This window comes from Corynebacterium sp. HMSC071B10 (assembly GCF_001814825.1).
Lineage (GTDB): Bacteria > Actinomycetota > Actinomycetes > Mycobacteriales > Mycobacteriaceae > Corynebacterium.
Genome location: NZ_KV818020.1, coordinates 1 through 14,758 on the forward strand (window position 1 = coordinate 1; position 14,758 = coordinate 14,758).

13 protein-coding genes are annotated in these 14,758 nt (G+C 61.6%); 5 read left to right on the forward strand and 8 right to left on the reverse strand.

The window, feature by feature from the left end; genetic code table 11:
- Window positions 1-426: 426 nt before the first annotated feature.
- The 5 genes from HMPREF2990_RS09490 to HMPREF2990_RS09510 all read right to left on the reverse strand — a co-directional run bounded on the left by HMPREF2990_RS09490 (window position 427) and on the right by HMPREF2990_RS09510 (window position 7,736).
- On the reverse strand, window positions 427-3,402 hold the full coding sequence (locus tag HMPREF2990_RS09490; RefSeq protein WP_168167138.1) for a vWA domain-containing protein: 2,976 nt from the start codon (window positions 3,400-3,402) through the stop codon (window positions 427-429).
- Between the two features lie 101 nt (window positions 3,403-3,503).
- Window positions 3,504-4,442 (reverse strand): LPXTG cell wall anchor domain-containing protein, encoded by a 939-nt coding sequence (locus HMPREF2990_RS09495; protein ID WP_070764390.1) that lies wholly within the window; start codon window positions 4,440-4,442, stop codon window positions 3,504-3,506.
- Window positions 4,442-5,350: a class C sortase gene (locus HMPREF2990_RS09500; protein WP_246817514.1), complete on the reverse strand. Its 909-nt coding sequence runs from the start codon at window positions 5,348-5,350 to the stop codon at window positions 4,442-4,444. Before HMPREF2990_RS09500 ends, HMPREF2990_RS09495 begins: the two co-directional genes overlap by 1 nt.
- Before the next feature lie 159 nt (window positions 5,351-5,509).
- Window positions 5,510-7,129: a SpaH/EbpB family LPXTG-anchored major pilin gene (locus HMPREF2990_RS09505; protein WP_070764392.1), complete on the reverse strand. Its 1,620-nt coding sequence runs from the start codon at window positions 7,127-7,129 to the stop codon at window positions 5,510-5,512.
- Between the two features lie 388 nt (window positions 7,130-7,517).
- Window positions 7,518-7,736, reverse strand: a complete 219-nt coding sequence (locus tag HMPREF2990_RS09510) for a DUF3263 domain-containing protein (RefSeq protein ID WP_083317122.1) — start codon at window positions 7,734-7,736, stop codon at window positions 7,518-7,520.
- 16 nt (window positions 7,737-7,752) lie between these two features.
- On the opposite strand from HMPREF2990_RS09510, the gene HMPREF2990_RS09515 reads away from it, so the two are divergent.
- From HMPREF2990_RS09515 to cls, 5 genes are read left to right on the forward strand one after another with little or no spacing between them, the layout of a single operon-like run.
- The gene (locus HMPREF2990_RS09515; RefSeq protein ID WP_070764395.1) at window positions 7,753-8,325 is read left to right on the forward strand and encodes a peptide deformylase; all 573 of its coding nucleotides are present in this window, start codon (window positions 7,753-7,755) and stop codon (window positions 8,323-8,325) included.
- A 20-nt stretch (window positions 8,326-8,345) separates the two neighbouring features.
- Window positions 8,346-9,368, forward strand: a complete 1,023-nt coding sequence (locus HMPREF2990_RS09520; RefSeq protein WP_070764397.1) for a hypothetical protein — start codon at window positions 8,346-8,348, stop codon at window positions 9,366-9,368.
- A complete protein-coding gene (locus HMPREF2990_RS09525) occupies window positions 9,368-10,348 on the forward strand; it encodes an N-acetylglutamate synthase, CG3035 family (protein WP_070764398.1) in 981 nt (326 codons plus the stop codon). Before HMPREF2990_RS09520 ends, HMPREF2990_RS09525 begins: the two co-directional genes overlap by 1 nt.
- 38 nt (window positions 10,349-10,386) lie before the next feature.
- Window positions 10,387-11,178 (forward strand): exodeoxyribonuclease III, encoded by a 792-nt coding sequence (locus tag HMPREF2990_RS09530; protein WP_070764400.1) that lies wholly within the window; start codon window positions 10,387-10,389, stop codon window positions 11,176-11,178.
- Window positions 11,175-12,653, forward strand: a complete 1,479-nt coding sequence (cls, locus tag HMPREF2990_RS09535; RefSeq protein WP_070764402.1) for a cardiolipin synthase — start codon at window positions 11,175-11,177, stop codon at window positions 12,651-12,653. Before HMPREF2990_RS09530 ends, cls begins: the two co-directional genes overlap by 4 nt.
- Before the next feature lie 3 nt (window positions 12,654-12,656).
- Here the strand turns inward: cls and HMPREF2990_RS09540 are convergent, their stop codons facing one another.
- Genes HMPREF2990_RS09540 through HMPREF2990_RS09550 form a run of 3 tightly spaced genes read right to left on the reverse strand, consistent with a single transcriptional unit; the run spans window position 12,657 to window position 14,758 of the window.
- On the reverse strand, window positions 12,657-13,385 hold the full coding sequence (locus HMPREF2990_RS09540; protein WP_070764404.1) for an ABC transporter permease: 729 nt from the start codon (window positions 13,383-13,385) through the stop codon (window positions 12,657-12,659).
- Window positions 13,378-14,304, reverse strand: a complete 927-nt coding sequence (locus HMPREF2990_RS09545) for an ABC transporter ATP-binding protein (RefSeq protein WP_070764406.1) — start codon at window positions 14,302-14,304, stop codon at window positions 13,378-13,380. The genes HMPREF2990_RS09540 and HMPREF2990_RS09545 overlap by 8 nt, the downstream gene beginning before the upstream one ends.
- Window positions 14,297-14,758 carry an NUDIX domain-containing protein gene (locus HMPREF2990_RS09550; protein WP_070764425.1) on the reverse strand — a complete coding sequence of 154 codons (462 nt, stop codon included), beginning with the start codon at window positions 14,756-14,758 and terminating at the stop codon, window positions 14,297-14,299. The genes HMPREF2990_RS09545 and HMPREF2990_RS09550 overlap by 8 nt, the downstream gene beginning before the upstream one ends.

Below are 14,758 nucleotides of genomic sequence, written 5' to 3' on the forward strand. Positions count from 1 at the left end.
CGACATGCGCAAGGCCACCGCCCCAATAGATCCGGACGAATAAAGCAAACAGCCGGGCCGACTCCGTCGGCCCGGCCCCGGTACCAACTACCCGGAACCCGGCAGTACCGGGTCTCCGGAACACCGGTACCAAAAACCCGCATCTGACAGCCCCAAAAAGGTCGTGACCTGTCGAGGCGGTGATGACACCGACGTGGACGGGGGGGAGCACACGCGCCCACCACACTCCCTTTAATTAGAGGTAGCCGGACACCATCAAAACACGGTGTCCCAACAAGCAGATTGGGGCCGATTGCGAAGGCAGACGGTTTGCAATGGCTCCGCCCCATCGGTGGTCAGTCGCTGGACGAAATAGAGTTTGCCACTGCAACCACATTACCCAGGGCGAAGCCCTTTCCACCCGCCTCTCGACATGCGACACTACGCCTATGCTGCAGCTTTACGACGACCTACTAGCACTCCCGCGGCGATAATTGCGCCACCAAGCAGGAGCGGGAGTTGTAATCCAGCACCGCCGGTCTTCGGAAGGTCACCCTGGCGGATATTAGCCACCTTAAACGTCACGTGCAAAGAATCATTCGCCAATTCAACCTCGAGTTCAGGGTGCTGCTCAATGCCACCATCTACTTGGAGCTCTAGCTTTCCGGATCCATCTCCGACCGCAGAGAAGCGGAGAGGCTGTGTCAGCAGGCTGTACCCGGCGGGCGCTTTCCGTTCCACAAGCTGATAAGTCCTGCCAGTTATTAGGTTGTTAGCGCGAGGAGTGTTCTCTGTGAAGGTAAAAAATGGCTCTCCCTCAGCTCCATTTTCGAGCAGCTCGAAACGATAATCCTGAAGCAGCTGTGCCGCGTTCTCGTGATCTACTTTCTCGAGGGAGACTGAGTAGCAGCCTTCTGCGACCAATTGCCTCAAAACTCGCGCCAACTGGTCAAAGCTGGTCAGCGTAGTCACTGCATCGTCACTGGAGATGTCGGCACCCATCGAACGAGTGTTACGAACACCGGCACGCCAAATCTCAGGCTGATTCGTAATATCATACTGAGTCGCATTCTCTTGATATGGCGTATCCCACATTAGAATCGAACCGCCCCCATCAAGCCCTTCCCGAACGGATCCGCCAGAAGCATAGTGCGAAGGGTAACCATACCCCTGTTGCTTGGGCCAGTTTTCAGGCTGCTTACTAACATTCGGCCTTCCGAAGTAGTCGTCCTTGAGAATATGCTCGTTGAAGGGTTCGAATCCAACCATCACTGTCTCAATTCGGGTACCCCCATCTTTCAAGCGGTTTGCTTCCTTAACAGCCAGCGAGAGATCACTCTGATTAATTAAGGTACCGATATCGAAACCGTGACCAGGATAATCTCGTGAGCTTGTAGTGGGGAGTCCATCCGTAATGAAGTAGACAACGTCGAATTCGCCCGTGGGGATCTGAGCTAAGCCAGCTTCATAGTTCGTACCACCGCGACCATTGCGTGTAAACGGCCGTGCGATCGCGTCTACCGCGTCGTTGAGCTTTTTGATGTCTTCTTCGTTGTTAGTCCGTAGCTTTCCAGTCGACATATCTGGGATTGAGCGGGCATCCGAGGCGAAGTTGTATATAGCAAGGTTACTGTCTGTGCCCTGCAAAGCTTTGATGACTTCACGCCCGGCCAGACGACTCGCTTCAACACCATTGTTATGCCCAATGGAGTCAGACGTATCAAATACGAGTGCGATGTTTTTCGCTATACATACATCGTTAGGCAGTTGAGGGTTCTGAGCAGAGGCAGGTAACCAATCTAGCTTTTCCCTTGGAGTCTCCGGTACATCCAGCTGAAGAGCAGGAGCTTCGCGGTCCAACCACCCAGGAGCATCTTGATCCCACATCACGAGCCTACAATTATTGGAAGCTTTCGCGAGGGGGATTCGAGCCTCCAAATCGTATCCCTCCTGCGTTCGAGGTTTGCGCTGCTGCTCCTTGTTAAGAACAAAATAAAGGCTGCCACCGTCAATTGACAATGTATAGTCAGTCCCGTACTCGAGCTTGGTCCAACCATGCTGGTCGTGACCAATGCTCAGACCGAACCGAGGGTCGTGAACGTCAATCTGGTCACGCAGGTCTGGTAAACCAGTTTCTATTTCGGCGACCTTGAACTTCATGCCGCCAGCAGGTGTGTTATCCCACCAAGTCCGCGTTACCAAGAGCCCATTCGAATAGTTGCACGTATCGTAGCCCCTTTCATTAGGGATCGGACGATAGTTCTTGGGCGTAGTTGGATCACCCTGACCAATAGTTATGCTTTGCGATTTCGAAAGTGCTCCATACAGCTCCATGGAATAGTCTCTACTAACGTTGCCCGTTCCAGGTCCGGTGAATGTAACGCTGATTCTGTTACCGTCACCTTCCCAAACAACAATCTGCGGTTTGCAACCGGTAAGGTCAACCGAGATCTTGTCTACGATTTCACCTCTAGAGGTCGAGCGACTATTCAGTGTCTTCACCGCAGATTGCGGGACTGTGCATTTTTCGGTGCCCCCGTTCTTTGAGATTGTGATTGGTCCAGCCAGCGATGCATTGTTGGCATTCCTGCTGTTGCTTGTCAATATCACCTCAGTTAAATAAATGTTCTGTTGGGTTCTTTCGCCACCGATTTGTGTGCTGATTGTGCCGCGTGGTGGAACAGTCCCACTGATGGGTACGTACGATAAGGCACCTAGTTGTAGGCGCACCTTCGAAGCAGGAAGCACAGCCGCACGAGACATGTCTGTGACTGCCGGATCCATAACCCCAGATTCCTGATCAGTTAGGCCATATCCGCTGCTTGCAAGCTCGTGCGCGGTTGGGACCTCGTCACTCTCTGCAATCACGTACTCACTGGCATCGGTCGTGCGGACCTCGATCTCAACGACCATCGGAGGGATCGTGTGCAGAGCCTGGAGGTCGAACGCCACGAACGAGCTTTCTTCGGAGTTGAGGAAGCCGTAGTCATACGCCTCAAGCTTGCGGCCGTCAGCAGTAACGGACAAGACTTCCTTGATCTCGCCCTTGCCCTCGCGCTTCAGCGCGAAGATGTTCTCCTTCGACGCTTTGCCTCCGAATTCCCACGCTTCGCCTTCGGGATCGTTAACCGTGATGTGGTCGACGTCACCCTTGCGCTCAACGGTTACCGGGTTTGTCGCCGCAGGTGCGTTGACTCTCGGCAATGTGGCTGCAGGAGTCGGCGTTGCAGGAGGAGCAGCCGGCGCGGACACAGAGGCATCAACATTTGAGGTCGGTTTCTCGTTGTCCATCCAGTTGTACGCGGGCAAACCATCGTCGCCCGTAACGATGTCACCTTCCGGGACCGTTGCGGGCGCAGGTGACTCATGAGTCTCCTGCGCCTGGACAGCCGGGTACGCGCCCAGGCCGGCGGTGAGTGCCACGGAAGCCAAGATCGCGGCGAGTCCACGGGTGCGGCGCTGCGCAGGTGCCCCTGCGGGCTTAAAAATGTTTCGCATCTTTCTCATTCCTTAGTTCCGCTTCTCTACCGTGTCTCGTTCTTATTTCGCCGCGCCATAAACAGCCCCAGCACAATCAGCAGGCCGCCTAGTGCCGCGGCCCACAGCACATTCGCGCCCGTGGAGGCCAATGGCCCGCGTTCTCGTTCCGGCACCGCGTTCGGGTGGGTGACGGTGGTCACCACGCCATTCGGTTTCGTCGTGACGATCGTTGACGGCAACGTGGTAGTCACCGTCGTCGGGGTTCCGCCTGGAGGGGTCGTGACGTAGGTGGTGCTGATGGTCGTTTTTGCCGTCGGGGGTGTCGGCTCTGTGGTCCGCCCCGTAGTGGTCGTTATACCGGTGGTGGGAGTGACCGTCGGCGTGGTTGTCACCGTGGTGGTCGACGGTGTTTCTGGAGGTGCGAACGGGGGCGGGGTGCCGTAGCCCGAATCCCACTTCATCACGAGGACGTTTTCGTACTCGTAACGGATGCCGCGCTCGTCGGGAAGCGGCAGCAGAAGAAGTTTGGGGCTACTGAGGTGGTACTCGAACTTCGTGTCCGGAGCGGACTCCTCGATGAGGTACAGCCCCGGGTTCAACGACTCGAAGACGACTTCGCCGCGCTGATCTGTGGCTTTTGTGGCGATGATGTCGAGGCCGAGTGCGCGTGCGTCGTCAAGCGAGGTGCGCTTGGCCGCAGCGCGGCCACGCTCCGTGGTGATGTCGATGCCCTTCACCTTCGACAGAGTGAACTTCGCCCCTGCGATGGCGGGAGGCTTCTGGCCTGCGGGTACATCGTCGTACGGGTTGGTGCCCTGCTTCTTGAGCAGCAGCTGGATCGGCTTGTCCTTGTCGATGATTGACGGATCAAGATTGGCGTCGTTACCGCTGATTGGACGCACATCGGCGACCGCAGGTGTCAGGGCACCCGTAGCGAGCAATGCGGCGGCTCCGCACGCTGCCAGTAGTTGAGACACACGCATTAGGACAGATCCTCCTCGTTCACAGCGCCGGAACGGTCACTCTTTTGTTTTTCGCGGTAAATCCACCAGATAAGTGCCAACAGGACCAGCAAGGACACTCCGCCGAGGGCCCACATCCACCACTGGAAAGCGGAGGTGGAATCGTCGAGAATGCTGGCCTCGTCCGGGTCCATGGGTGCTCGCTCCGCGTGAACGAGCAGTCGGTGGGAATTGATGCCGTACGGCGTACAGGTGATGAGCGTGAGCAGGTCGCGTCCGGGTTCGGCGCGCAAGCTGTCGGTCTCATCAGGTAGCACTACTTCGATGTCGTACACCTTGTACTTCATGCGCTCACCGAACGTGGACACGTAGATAGCGTCGCCGACCTTGACATCCGAAAGATTGTCGAACAGGGTGGACGTGGTCAGACCGGTGTGGCCCGTAATGACCGAGTGGAAGCCCTCGCCACCGGTGGGAAGCGCCGAGCCATACAGATGGCCGAGCCCCTTCTGCAGGGTGTCCTCCGCCGTGCCGTGGTAGACCGGCAAGCGAACGTCAATCGCCGGAATCGCGATCTGCGACATCGCCGACACACCCTCCAGCTGACGCTCGTACTCCTTGTAGTCGACGTTGTCTTCGCTGATACGCGCAAGCCATGGGTCCAAAATCGGCCCGTCGGTGTGCGCCTTGTTGTACGCTTTCGCAGCTTCGAATGCCTTATTTACGTCTTCAACCGGTGTTTGCTGCAGCTCTTCCTCGTAGATTTTCGCTACCTGCTCCTGCACCCGGTTGTTCCACTGCGTCGCAATGACCGGATACATCAGCACCGCAATTCCCACCAGTACAAGGATGACGGGAAGCGCCATGCGCTTGAAGAACGATTGCTGCCCCGGCTCACGCCGATGCTTCGCCTTCGCTTCTGTTGCCACCGCGTCTTCCTTCCGTCCAAGACGCCTAGATATTCGCGTCCCCTTAATAAACTTGGGCGAGAGTTTTAGGCCGTCTCGCCGAGAGGCCACACGCCACGAGCGCCGCTCGGCTTTGTGGCTCGGGCAGCGCTGCTGGATCGGGGGTAGTTCCTACATCACTTACGCGGTGCGGGAGTTGCGACGTGCCGCGTAGACACCGCCGCCGATGATCGCGAGACCCGCCAGGGCCACGATCAAGATACCCATGCCACCGGTGGACGGCAGCAGCGGAACGGTGGACTTGACGTTGTTCACCGACACACCGTTCATGCGGAGCGCGTTCTCGGTTGCTACGTAGTTGCCTTCGCCATTGCGGGTCTTGCGGTCGTCCTTGGTCAGGGTGATCTTGTGCTCGTTCGGATCCTTCGAGTACCCGGCAGGAGCCTCGGTCTCCTTGACGCAGTACTCGAAGATCTGGTCTGCCGGAGCATCTTCGTTGTTACGGAAGTTGGTCACGTGCAGGCCTTCGAAGTTGATTAGGCCATTGTCATCAGAAACACCCGACTGGATTACGTTGTCAGCGTCGCCACAACGGTACAGGTCGAACTTTGCACCCTTGAGAGGCTTCTTCTCACCGTCGACTTCACCGGTCTTGTAGATCTCAATGTTGCCGACGTAGGTCACGACCTCGTCGTGAGGGGTTTCCCACTCTTTCGGCTCAAACCCCGTGCCAGTGTTCGGCTTACGTTCAAAAGTTCCGGTCTCGTTGACGGCGTTGTGAATGTCCTGGTCACCGGTCTTGCCATCAGCCTTTGCGTTAAGCAAGGTCGCCTTCACCGTAGCAACGACGTGATCGTTTGCCTTGGTCTTTGCGCGCCCAGCATCAGTAAGGATGATCTCGAAGCCCTTGTCGTACTTCTCCTTGACGTCAGCACCCTTCGGTGCCAACTCACCCTTGTTCTCCTTGACGGTATAGTCTTCGTTTTCCTTCAAGGTGGCCACTACGTTGTCGCCGCGCTTAACCACGACAGACTCGATCGAGTCCCTACGAAGCTCAGCGCTGTTGTAGGAGTCGTTGATGCTGAACTTCGTCATCTCGTAGTTTTCAGGAGTTGCCGGCACTACACCATCGAGGGTGTAGGTGACCTGCTTCTCACCCTTGCGACCTTCAACCTCAGTGTTCACCTTGTCGTCCACGACGGTCTTGGTGACCTTCGCCATGGAGTTCTTCGGGTACACGTGCACATCGCGGTTCCAGCCTTCACCGTTAGGAGTGGTCATCGGCAGGAAAACGATGAACGGGTCAGCCTTCACGTAGGCCTCGCCGGCATTCTCCGGCACAGTGGTCTCGGTGATCAGGTATGCGCCAACTTGGAGTTCCTTAGGCGTAGTAGCACCGTCAGCACCAGTCTTACCGAGGTCGATAACCTCACCTTCGAGCTCGTCAGCCTTAGGCAGCTGGTGGTTCTGGGTCATCTTGGCAATCTTGTTAAACGTTGCCTGATCAGTGATGTCGCCCTTGAGCTTCTGGGCACTAAAGCCAACGCCTACGAGCGGCTGACCACCTGGGGCATTGTCCTTTTCACCGTTAGCGGGGCGAAGATCACCCGGGTTCACACGCTTGTGAATCGTCAGGTTGGCCGGGTCCTTCCCGATCCCATCTGCCGCCGGCGCTTTCTGCGCGACCGTAGGAACACTGTCCTGTGCGAACGCGTCCTGCGCGGCGATACCAGCAGAGCCGGCGATGGTCAGGCCCGCAGCAATCGCAATCGCGGCGGTCTTCTTGAGGGCAATTGCCATTTGACTTCCTTCCGAAGGGGGTAGCTCGGGGCCCTCAGTGCGCTTGGGAGAGCATCACTCCGCACGCACACGTCAGTGACCCGACTTTTAGAACACCCTAAATCTAACCGTCCCCACCCGCTTTGTCCAAGTAACTTTTAAAAACTCCTAAGTCTGCCCCAAGACCCAAAATGACCCACATCACTACAGTGTATAGGCTTTTTATTCAATCTTCCCATCGCCCAGCCCGCCCAACCCAGCATCGCTACATATAAGCAGCGGTCACGCCCCTGGAAGGCAATACCGTAGTAAAACTGGAAGGAGTTCCCAAGCCCCAGCTCTAGCAGTGCAGACCAGGCAAACTTCACAGGCAAAACAACCCCGCCAGGCCACCAGAAAACACCCCCACTCACCCCCGCTCGCGCAAAGCCCGCAGCCGACGCACGAGCTGCGGCGCGTACGCCAACGCCTCCGGCGACTCCAGCAACAAGTTCAACCGCTGGTAGTACCGCGTCGGCGTGAGCCCCAGTTCATGCCGGATCGCTTCCTCCTTCGCGCCGAGGCTGCGCGGGGCGCCGGCTTCGAAATCGAGGAGTGTTCGGTCGGAGTCGGAAAGGGTCGCAGGCATGCTTAATATAGTAGGCATGACGATTCGACCCATCGTGATTTACGGCGACCCTGTCCTGCACAACCCCACCCGCGAGGTGACTCAGCCCGTGGAGGAGCTGCAGGAGCTGATCGCGGATATGCACGAGACGATGGATGCCGCCAACGGCGTCGGCCTTGCCGCCAACCAGGTGGGCGTTGACCTGCGCCTTTTCGTGTACCACTGCCCGGATGGGGATGAGATGCGCCGCGGCACGGTGATCAACCCGGTACTGGAGACCAGTGAGATCCCGAAGACGATGCCGCGCGATGACGGCGAGGACGACGAGGGTTGCCTCTCCGTGCCGGGCGAGGGTTTCCCCACCGGCCGCGCGGATTGGGCCAAGGTCACGGGCCTCGACGAGCACGGTAACGAAGTCGAGGTCGAGGGCACCGGCTTCTTCGCGCGCTGCCTGCAGCACGAGGTAGGCCACCTTGACGGTAAGGTGTATACCGATGTGTTGACTGGCCGCTACAAGCGCGAGGCGAAGCGCGCGATTAAGGCGAACGGTTGGACCGAGCCTGGCCGGACCTGGTTGCCGGGCACTGATGAGGATCCGTTCGGCCACTAGGCCAGTCGGGAAAGGGTTTTATGCGTACTTCTTCTGCTCTCGCCGCCGGCACGCTCATTGTCGCGTTGTCCGCGCCTTTCGCGTGGGCTCAGGAGCCAGTGGAGCAGTTGCTTATCGACGTCCACGAGCTCCACGACTCCTACACCGACACCCTCGAAACGCAGCTGGAGGACATCCAGGCCGCCGAGGAGGCCGAGGATGAGGAAGCACTCGTCGCCGCGCAGGACGCCTACCGCAAGACGCTGAAAGAGTGGCGCACCGAGCTCATCGACGCCGCCGACGAGCTCGGAACACTCCGCGAGGACGCGAAAGACAACGCCCCGGACGGCGAGCTGACTAAGCAGGAGAAGAAGGCCTTCGCCAAGACGGAGGACGCGATCCGCGAGGACCGCGCGACGGTGCGCGAGCTGCGCGAGGAGGTCCTCGGCGACGACGAGGCCGTCTACCTCCCGGGCGTCATCGGCGGGCTCGGCGGCCTGTTGGGCACCACCGCTTCGGACGCGATCGAGCGTTCCGAGCAGGGCGACAAGCGCATCGTCTTCGGCCTGCCGGGCGAGGAAGAGGCAGAGGAAGAGGCCGAGGAAACCTCCGAGCCAACCACCACCGAGGTCACCACCCCGGAGGAGCCGCGGCCTTACTACCGCGCCGAGGTGATGCAGGAGAGCTCGACGACTACCTCCACGAGCCCGACGTCCTCCACCAGCGAGTCGACGACCACCAACACCGAGTCGACCACGACTAACACCGACACAGGCACCGCGACCACCACGCCCACCTCCACAACCGCCCCAGCGGAAACGACGACGGGGACTGCGGAGGAGACAACCTCGGCGACCGCGATCCTGCAAAACCGCACGACCTCGGCCAGCTCGAGCTCCTCGACGGTCACGCGCACCACGTCCAGCACCACCTCCACCACCGAGACCTCGGAGGAGACCCGCGACGGCGACCTGGCCGAGACGGGTACGCCGATGCGCAACCTGATCGTGCTCGCGGCGCTGCTGACGCTGGCCGGCGCATTCCTGGTTCGTCGCCCCGCCTAATGTCGCGCATCTTCCGCTCCGACGAGGTGGCCGTCGGCGACCGCGTCGTGGTGCGCCAGCGCCGCGGCGAGCACGCCAGCGACGTCATCGGGCACGTCCTCAGCCTGGACCCGCTGGTCATCCGCCCGCAGGAGGTCGGCGGCTTCCCGTCATTTAAAGACGCGGTGGAGATTACGGACCTCCACATCATCAAGAAGCTATCGCCGCGCACCGTGCGCAACTCAGACATCCGCGCCATCGAAGCCGCCACCGCCCGCGCCTTCCCGGGCCAGGAGCAGTTGCTTATCGACGGCTGGCTCGCCCGCACCGGCGCCGAGATCGCCGAGCGTTCAAACTCGGCTACCCCGGTCGGGCATTCCGCTTCCCTGCAGCCGGTGCCGCTCGACGCGCTGCGGAAGTTCTACGACGCCCACGACGTCCCGCTGCAGCTGCTGGTGCCGGAGCGCATCGGCAAGCCTGCGCTGCGGCTGATCGAGCGCCACCCGGACGCCTGGGAGCTGGGCGAGGAGATCCTCGTGATGACGGCCGCATGTGAAGCACCCGACACAGCCGCAGCGACCGGCACCCAGCTGCGCGTGGATGCCCACCCCACCGACGAGTGGCTGGACATGTACCACTTCCGCGGCACCCCGCTGCCAGAGGACGCGGTGCTGGATCTCGCCGCCAACATCGATGGAAAACTCGCCTTCGCCCAGCTCATCCGGGATGGCCGGACGGTCGCGGTCACACGCGCGACGCTGACGGAATCCGACGACGGGCGTACCTGGCTCGGATACTCGGCCGTCGAGGTCGCTAAAGCCTGCCGCCGCGAGGGGCTGGGCACGCAGCTGACCCGCCAGCTGCTTGCCTGGGGCGCGTCGCAGGGTGCCGAGGCGGCGTACCTGCACTGCCGCCAGAGCAACACTATCGCACTGGATATGTACCACAAGCTGGGCTTTATTGAGCATCACCGTCATCGTTATGCCCGGTTGGTGGGTTAGGGCTACGGGGCGTCGAGAAGCATAGCTACAGTGGTGGCATGCGAATCGCCACTTGGAACGTCAACTCGGTGCGCACCCGTACCGAGCGCATCGTCGCTTTCCTCGACCGCCAGCAGGTCGACGTGCTGGCCATGCAGGAGACGAAGGCTGCCGACGCGAAATTCCCCTACGACGCGTTCAACGACGCCGGCTACGAGGTCGCGCACGTGGGCTACAACCAGTGGAACGGCGTGGCGATTGCCTCGCGGGTGGGCCTGAGCGATGTGCGCGACCACTTCGAGCGCCAGCCCAGCTTTGCCAAAAAAGGCGAGCCGGTGCGCGAGGCGCGCGCGGTCGGCGCGAACTGCGGCGGGGTCGAGGTGTGGAGCCTGTACGTGCCCAACGGCCGCGAGATCGGCGACCCGCATTACGACTACAAGCTGCAGTTCCTCTACTCGCTGCAGGACACGGTGCGCCCGGGCGAGCTGCAGGTGCTCACCGGCGATTTCAACATCGCCCCGCGCGACGAGAACGTGTGGGACATCGACTGGTTCGACGGCAAAACGCACGTGACCGAGCCGGAGCGCGCCGCCTTCCAGATGCTCTGCGAGACCGGGCTGACCCAGCTCGAGCACGAGGAGCTCTACTCCTTCTGGGATTACAAGTCGGCCCGCTTCCAGCGCAACGAGGGCATGCTCATCGACTTCCAGCTCGCCACCGCCCCGCTCGCCGCGCTGGCCACCCGCGTGTGGGTCGACGCCGACGAGCGCCGCGGCACCGGTGCCTCCGACCACGCGCCCGTGATCGCGGACTATGACACCCGTGGGCTGGACTACGATCAAGTGCGATGAGTTTCTCGTTTGACGTCTCCTACTGGCAGTTGGTGGCCATGGCCATCGACTACGCGATCAAGTTCGTCATGATCGGTATCGTGCCAGAGAACCGCCGCCCGTCGTCGGCAAACGCGTGGCTGCTGCTGATTCTGCTGCTGCCGATCGTGGGCCTGCCGCTCTACCTGCTCATGGGCTCCACCCTCGTCTCGCGCCGCCGCCACCGCATCCAGCGCCAGGCCACCGACCTGCTCAACGACATCTTCACCGATACGCCCGACTACCCGCGCGGTGCGCAGCTCTCTACCGACGTCGCGTCGATGCTGCGCCTGAACCGCGAGCTCACCGGCTTCCCCGCCCAGTACAGCCGCGTGCGCCACACCTGGGCAGACTATGAGTTGGTGATGCAGCGGCTCGCCTCGCTTATCGACGAAGCAACCTCCTACGTCGACGTCGAAATCTACGCCGTGGCGTGGGACCAAACCACCGCCCCCGTCTTCGAGGCGATGGAGCGGGCAGTCAAGCGCGGCGTCCACGTCCGCCTGCTTTTCGACCACATCGGGTCAATGAAGTACCCCGAGTTCCGCAAACTCAAGCGCAAGCTGACCAAGGCAGGCATCGACTGGCACCTCATGCTGCCGCTGAACCTGCTGCGCGGCCGCTTCCGCAGACCGGACCTCCGCAATCACCGCAAACTCGTGGTCATTGACGGCCGCGTCGGCTTTTTGGGCTCACTCAACTTGATCGACCGCAGCTACCTCATGCCGAACCACCGCCAGGCGGGCAGGCAGTGGGTGGACATCTTCATCGAGCTGGAGGGGCCCATCGTCACCTCCATGGAGTCGCTGTTCGCCGTGGACTGGTACACGGAATCCGGCGAGCTCATCGAGCTCAAAGCGCCCGTTCCCCTGCCCAACCCGCATAACGAGGACGTCAACCTCATGCAGCTCTTGCCGTCGGGTCCGGGGTATCAGACGGAGCCGAACCTGCGCAGCTTCAACTCCCTGATCCACCACGCCCGCGGGCATCTGATCCTGTGCTCGCCGTACTTCGTGCCGGAGGAATCCCTCCTCGAGGCTGTGACGACGGCCTGCTACCGCGGCATCCGGGTCGACCTGCTGGTGAGCGAGAAGGCGGACCAGTTCATGGTCAACCACGCCCAGTCCTCCTACTACCAGCAGCTGCTCGAGGCCGGCGTGCACATCTGGGAATTCCCCGCCCCGTACATCCTGCACACCAAGTTCGCGCTCGCGGACCCGCAGACGGCGGAGGCAGTGGGCGTCGTCGGCTCCTCCAACATGGACATCCGCTCGTTCTCCCTCAACTACGAGTCCAGCCTGTTTGTGACGGCTGGCTCGCTGATCCAGGATCTAGAAAAGCTCGCGGAAAACTACCTTGCAGTCTCCCGCGAGCTCACGCCAGAGCGGTGGAACCGGCGGCCCTGGTACCGCCGGTACGTGGACAACGTGATGAAGCTGACCTCCGCCCTGCAGTAACTTTTAAGCGTCGCGCTTGTGCAGCACCACCACGCCGATGACCCACAGCGCGACGGCCCACACGCAGAAGATGCCAAACGACGCCCACAGTTCGTGCGCGCCCGGCTGGTTAAGCATGAAGCTCATCAGGTTGCCAAAAGGCAGGTACTCGGCCGCCTTTGCGCCGATCTTGGGCAGGATCCGGATGATGTTCTCTGCCACCAGCAACAGGCCGAGCCCGATGACCACGGTGCCGGCGGTGTTGCGCACCAGCCAGCCCACGCCCTGGGTCAGCACCACGATGAGCGCCTGGCCCAGCGGCACGGCCCACAGCGCGCGCTGCGTGAAGTTGTTCGTCGCCCAGTTGGCGGGCACGTTGGCGGTCAGGTCGCCTGCGATGAGCGCAAGCACCATGCTCACCAGCCCGATCACAAAGGCAAGGGCCGCGCCCAGCAGCACCTTGGAACAGGCCAGCTGCCAGCGCTTCGGCACAATGCGGAAGTTGGTGCTGGCCATGCCGAAGCGGTACTCGGTGGTGACCGTCATGGATGCCTGCACCATCGTGATGATGGAAAGGGTCAGTGCGACGATCGAGACCGTCATCAGCGGAGCGTACGGCATCGCGCCGAGCTGGGAGGACCAGCCGACCAGGATGCCGTAGAGCAGCGACAGCACCAGCGCCACGATGGTGGACACCCAGAAGGAGCGGGTGGTGCGCAGTTTGGTCCATTCGGCGTTGATCTGGTTAAGCACGGCGTCCCTCCGGTGCGGTGTATTCGGCGTGGCCCTCGGTCGAGTGCATGTACGCGTCCTCGAGCGAGGCGTGACGTTCGGTGAGCTCGGCAAGCTGGATCCCCGCCTCGAAGGCGATGCGCCCGACCTCGTCGCTCGCCGTGTTGGGGACCTCCAGCATCGGGCGCTGCGCCCCGTCGACGCCGCGGCGCGTCTCACCCAGCGCGGCGGCCAGTCGCTCGAGTGCTGCCTCGTCCGCTGTGCGCACCAGGGTCGTCACCGCGGAGTTGGACGAGATGAACTCGGCCACCGAGGTGTCGGCGACCAGCTTGCCGCGGCCGATCACCACGAGATTGTCGGCGGTCTGCGCCATCTCGGCGAGGATGTGCGAGGAGACGAACACCGTGCGCCCCTCGGCGGCGAGCCCTCGCAGCAGACCACGGACCCAGCGGATGCCCTCCGGGTCCAGGCCGTTGACCGGCTCGTCCAGGATCAGGTACTCCGGGTCCCCCAGCAGCGCTGCGGCGATGCCGAGGCGCTGGCCCATGCCTAGCGAGAAGCCGCCGACCCGCTTGTCGGCCACATCGCTCAAGCCCACGAGGCCGAGGACCTCATCGACGCGGTTGGCGGGCAACCCCGCGGCCTGTGCCTGCCACAGCAGGCTGTTGCGGGCCGTGCGGTTGGGGTGCACGCCCTTGGCGTCGAGAAGCGCGCCCACGCGGTGGGTGGGTTGTGGCAGGTTGCGGTAGGGCGCGCCGTCGATAAGCGCGGTGCCCTGCGTGGGAGTGTCCAGGCCCAGCATCATGCGCATGGTGGTGGACTTGCCCGACCCGTTGGGGCCCAGGAAGCCGGTGACCACGCCCGGTTTCACGCTGAACGTGAGGTCATCGACCGCCCGGACCGGACCGTAGTGTTTGGTCAGTCCTTGAACTTCAATCATGCGGACAAGTATGCCCGATGAGCCCCTCCAGCGCGGAAGCGAACCCCGGGTGCAAGTGCAGTTCACACACAGCGTCCAGCGGAACCCAACGAAGCTCTTCGCTCTCCTCGTTCGCCACCGTCGGCAGCGGGGTGCCATCGATCGTGCGGGCCAGCACAGTGGTGTAGCTCCAGCCCGGCACGCGCATGGTCACGACCTCCTCGACCGGCTCTACGTGCGCGGGGTCGATGCCGCACTCCTCCACAGTCTCGCGCAGGGCGGCCTCGGTGGCGGTCTCGTGGGAATCGCGGGCACCGCCGGGGATGCCCCACGTGTCGCCCTGGGCCGTCCACGCGGCGCGGTGCTGCAGCAGAATCTTGTCCCCTGCCTGCAGGAAGAGGCCTGCGGCACCGAACTTTCCCCAGTATTTTTCGCCGTTGGGGCCGAAGACCCATCCGTTTCCGTCGCCAAGCAT

Excerpts from the sequence above, each read along its gene's own strand:
- HMPREF2990_RS09495 (WP_070764390.1), bottom strand. The coding sequence starts at position 4,442 with ATGCGTGTGTCTCAACTACTGGCAGCGTGCGGAGCCGCCGCATTGCTC.
- HMPREF2990_RS09505 (WP_070764392.1), bottom strand. The coding sequence starts at position 7,129 with ATGGCAATTGCCCTCAAGAAGACCGCCGCGATTGCGATTGCTGCGGGC.
- HMPREF2990_RS09510 (WP_083317122.1), bottom strand. The coding sequence starts at position 7,736 with ATGCCTGCGACCCTTTCCGACTCCGACCGAACACTCCTCGATTTCGAA.
- HMPREF2990_RS09515 (WP_070764395.1), top strand. The coding sequence starts at position 7,753 with ATGACGATTCGACCCATCGTGATTTACGGCGACCCTGTCCTGCACAAC.
- HMPREF2990_RS09520 (WP_070764397.1), top strand. The coding sequence starts at position 8,346 with ATGCGTACTTCTTCTGCTCTCGCCGCCGGCACGCTCATTGTCGCGTTG.
- HMPREF2990_RS09525 (WP_070764398.1), top strand. The coding sequence starts at position 9,368 with ATGTCGCGCATCTTCCGCTCCGACGAGGTGGCCGTCGGCGACCGCGTC.
- HMPREF2990_RS09530 (WP_070764400.1), top strand. The coding sequence starts at position 10,387 with ATGCGAATCGCCACTTGGAACGTCAACTCGGTGCGCACCCGTACCGAG.
- cls (WP_070764402.1), top strand. The coding sequence starts at position 11,175 with ATGAGTTTCTCGTTTGACGTCTCCTACTGGCAGTTGGTGGCCATGGCC.
- HMPREF2990_RS09545 (WP_070764406.1), bottom strand. The coding sequence starts at position 14,304 with ATGATTGAAGTTCAAGGACTGACCAAACACTACGGTCCGGTCCGGGCG.
- HMPREF2990_RS09550 (WP_070764425.1), bottom strand. The coding sequence starts at position 14,758 with ATGCTTGGCGACGGAAACGGATGGGTCTTCGGCCCCAACGGCGAAAAA.